The sequence below is a fragment of the Rhizomicrobium sp. genome, assembly GCF_056722145.1.
Genome location: NZ_JBWZET010000282.1, coordinates 1 through 3,486, shown reverse-complemented (window position 1 = coordinate 3,486; position 3,486 = coordinate 1). Strand labels below are relative to the sequence as shown.

Below are 3,486 nucleotides of genomic sequence, written 5' to 3'. Positions count from 1 at the left end.
CATTTTGGGAGCAGAGTAAAAAAACTCGTTATCGCTTTCGCAGCGAAGATTAACGCACGCGGAGAACGCGGAAGCGGTTTGGTGGTTCGATGCGCCGCGCTCGCCGTCTGGCACACGCGCTCCACGTCTCCGCGTGAATCAAATTTCTTTGTAAGTGTCGCTCATCTTTTCTGCCCCCGCGCGCGGCAGGCTGCCTCGAACGGCATGATGCGCGTGGGGGAAGTGCCGCGTAAGCGGCAAAGGGGGCACATCATCAACGAGCCCCCTTCCCACGCGTCGCATGGATTTCCCCCACGGTCGATCTGCGACCGGGGAAACCGGTGCGCCCGCGGGGGCAGTAACGCCGCGGGACTATGCTTCCACCCGCATCGCCACGATCTTGTCGGGTTCGCCGGAGATGGCGCCGTTGTGGTGTTCGCCGCCCTTCTTGACGGCATCGATGTGCTCCATGCCCTCGACCACCTTGCCCCACACCGTGTACTGACGATCGAGCCAGGGCGCGTCTTCGAAGCAGATGAAGAACTGGCTGTTGGCGCTGTTGGGGCTCGACGAGCGCGCCATCGAGCAGGTGCCGCGCACATGCCGCTCGCTCGAGAATTCGGCCTTGAGATCGGGCTTGTCGGAGCCGCCCATGCCGGTGCCGGTGGGATCGCCGGTCTGCGCCATGAAGCCCGGGATGACGCGGTGAAAGACGATGCCGTCGTAGAAGCCGGCCTTTGCCAGCTCGGTCACGCGCGCGACGTGCAGCGGCGCCAGGTCGGGCCTCAGCTCGATCGTCACCGTGCCGGTCTTCAACTCCATGATCAGCCGCTCACTCATTCTAGGCTCCCAAATCCTTGGCGCGTTTCTTCAAAAGTTCTGCAACATGGGCGCTGACGAACGGCGAAACGTCGCCGCCGAGAAGCGCAATCTCCTTGACCAGGCGTGAGGCGATCGCCTGATGCTGCGGATCGGCCATCAGGAACACCGTCTCGACGTCGGACTTCATGGCGGCGTTCATGCCGACCATCTGGAATTCGTATTCGAAATCCGACACCGCGCGCAAGCCGCGCACCACCATCTGGGCGCCGACATCGCCGGCAAAGTCCATCAACAGGCCCTGGAACGCGAGCACCTCGATGCTGGCCTGCCCCGGCCCGACCAGGTCCGCCACCTCCCGGCGCATGATTTCGACGCGCTCCTCGAGGTTGAAGAGCGGCGTCTTGGAGGCGTTGGTGGCGACCCCGATCACCAGATGATCGACCAGCTTGATCGCCCGCTTGACGATATCGCGGTGGCCGAGGGTCGGCGGATCAAAGGTGCCGGGATAAAGGGCGATGCGTCCGGTCATGCCGGTCCCCCTTCGTCGGTGGTTTCAGCGACGATGCGTTCGACCGATACGACGCGCTCGGCGCCATCGACGCGGAACACGACCACGCCTTGTGCCGCGCGCCCCTGCACGCTGATCGAGCCGACCGGCACGCGGATGGTCTGGCCGGCGTTGGAGATCAGCATCAGATCGTCGGAGGCGTCGACCGGGAAGGCGGCGATGATGGCGCTGTTCTTGCGCCCCATGCCCATGGCGACGATGCCCGAACCGCCGCGGCCGGTGACGCGATACTCGTACGACGACGTGCGCTTGCCGAAACCGTTTTCCGACAGCGCCAGCACGAACTGTTCGCGGGCGCCGAGATCGGCATAGCGTTCCGGGGTCAGCGTCGCTTCTTCGCCGCTGTCATCGCTGTCGTCGACCGCTTCGTCGGTCGTGGCCACTTCCTCGCCCGAGGCCCGCCGCGCCGCGCTTGCCTGTTTCAGATAGGCGCGGGCTTCGGCGCTGGAGGCATCGAGATGATTGAGCAGCGTCAGCGACACGACCTCGTCGCCGTCCGCCAGCTTGATGCCGCGCACGCCGGTGGATTCGCGCCCCTTGAAGACGCGGACGTCGCCGAGCGGGAAGCGGATGCACTTGCCGAGCTTGGTAGTCAAGAGAACGTCGTCGCGATCGGTGCAGATCTGCACCCCGACGATGCCGTCGTCCTCTTCCAGCTTCATCGCGATCTTGCCGGATTTGTTGATCGAGGCGAAATCGGAAAGCTCATTGCGCCGCACCTGCCCCGACTTGGTGGCGAACACGACGTTGAGCTTCTCCCATTGGCCTTCGTCTTCGGGCAGCGGCAGGATGGTGGCGATGCGCTCGCGCTCGGACATCGGCAGCAGATTCACCATCGCCTTGCCTTTGCCCTGGATGCGCGCTTCGGGCAGCCGCCAGACCTTCAGCTTGTAGGCCATGCCGGTGGACGAGAAGAACACCATCGGCGCATGCGTGGAAGCGACGAACAGCGAGGTGACGAAATCCTCCTCACGCGTCGCCATGCCGGCGCGGCCCTTGCCGCCGCGGCCCTGCACGCGATATTCGGCGATCGGGGTGCGCTTGATGTAGCCGGCGTGGGTGACGGTGATCGCCACATCCTCGCGTTCGATCAGCGCCTCGTCTTCGATTTCGATGTCGGCATCGATGAGTTCGGTCAGCCGCGGCGTTGCGTATTCGTCGCGCACCGCCGTCAGCTCTTCCTTGATGATGGCAAGAACGCGCGGACGCGAGCGCAGGATGTCGAGATAATCCAGGATCGCTTCGCTCAGTTTCTTGACCTCGTCGCCGATTTCGTCGCGGCCGAGGGCGGTCAGGCGCTGCAGGCGCAGTTCGAGGATCGCCTTGGCCTGCTCGTCGGAGAGATGGATGGTGCCGTCGTCGCCGAGGGCATGGCGGGGGTCGGCGATCAGCGCGATCAGCGGCGCCATGTCCTTGGCCGGCCAGGCGCGTTCCATCAACTGCACCTTGGCGGTGGGCGCATCCGGTGCGGCGCGGATCAGGGCGATGACTTCGTCGATGTTCGCGACCGCCACCGCCAGACCGGCCAGGATATGGGCGCGATCGCGGGCCTTGCCGAGTTCGAAGCGGGTGCGCCGCGTCACCACTTCCTCGCGGAAGGCGACGAAGGCGCCGATCAGATCCTTCAAATTGAGAAGCTGCGGCCGGCCGTCGTTGAGCGCCAGCATGTTGACGCCGAAGCTCGTCTGCAGATCGCTGAAGCGGTAAAGCTGGTTCAGCACCACTTCCGCCGAAGCATCGCGCTTGAGCTCGATCACCACCCGCATGCCGTGGCGGTCGGATTCGTCGCGAATGTCGGAGATGCCTTCGACCCGCTTGTCGCGCACCAGTTCGGCCATGCGTTCCTGCATGCGCGCCTTGTTCACCTGATACGGAATTTCGTGGACGATGATGGCTTCGCGGTCTTTGCGGATTTCCTCGACCGTGCACTTGGCGCGCATCAGGATCGAGCCGCGGCCGCGGGCCAGCGCCGCGCGCGCCGCCGCCTTGCCGATGATGAGGCCGCCGGTCGGGAAATCCGGGCCCGGCACGATCTCGGTCAGCTGCTCCATCGTGATCGAGGGATCCTCGATGTAGGCCAGGCACGCATCGATCACTTCGCCGAGATTGTGCGGCGG

General features: G+C 64.8%; 3 protein-coding genes. All 3 read right to left on the bottom strand.

Translation table 11 applies throughout. The features are described from left to right. Positions 1–351: 351 nt before the first annotated feature. A complete protein-coding gene (locus AC1P6P_RS14750) occupies positions 352–819 on the bottom strand; it encodes a peptidylprolyl isomerase (RefSeq protein ID WP_481403201.1) in 468 nt (155 codons plus the stop codon). A 1-nt stretch (position 820) separates the two neighbouring features. Next, complete coding sequence (gene coaD / locus AC1P6P_RS14745) at positions 821–1,330, bottom strand: pantetheine-phosphate adenylyltransferase (protein WP_481403200.1); 510 nt, start codon at positions 1,328–1,330, stop codon at positions 821–823. Beyond that, positions 1,327–3,486 (bottom strand): DNA gyrase subunit A (locus AC1P6P_RS14740; protein ID WP_481403199.1); only part of this gene is annotated, 2,160 nt, incomplete at its 5' end. The genes coaD and AC1P6P_RS14740, both read right to left, overlap by 4 nt.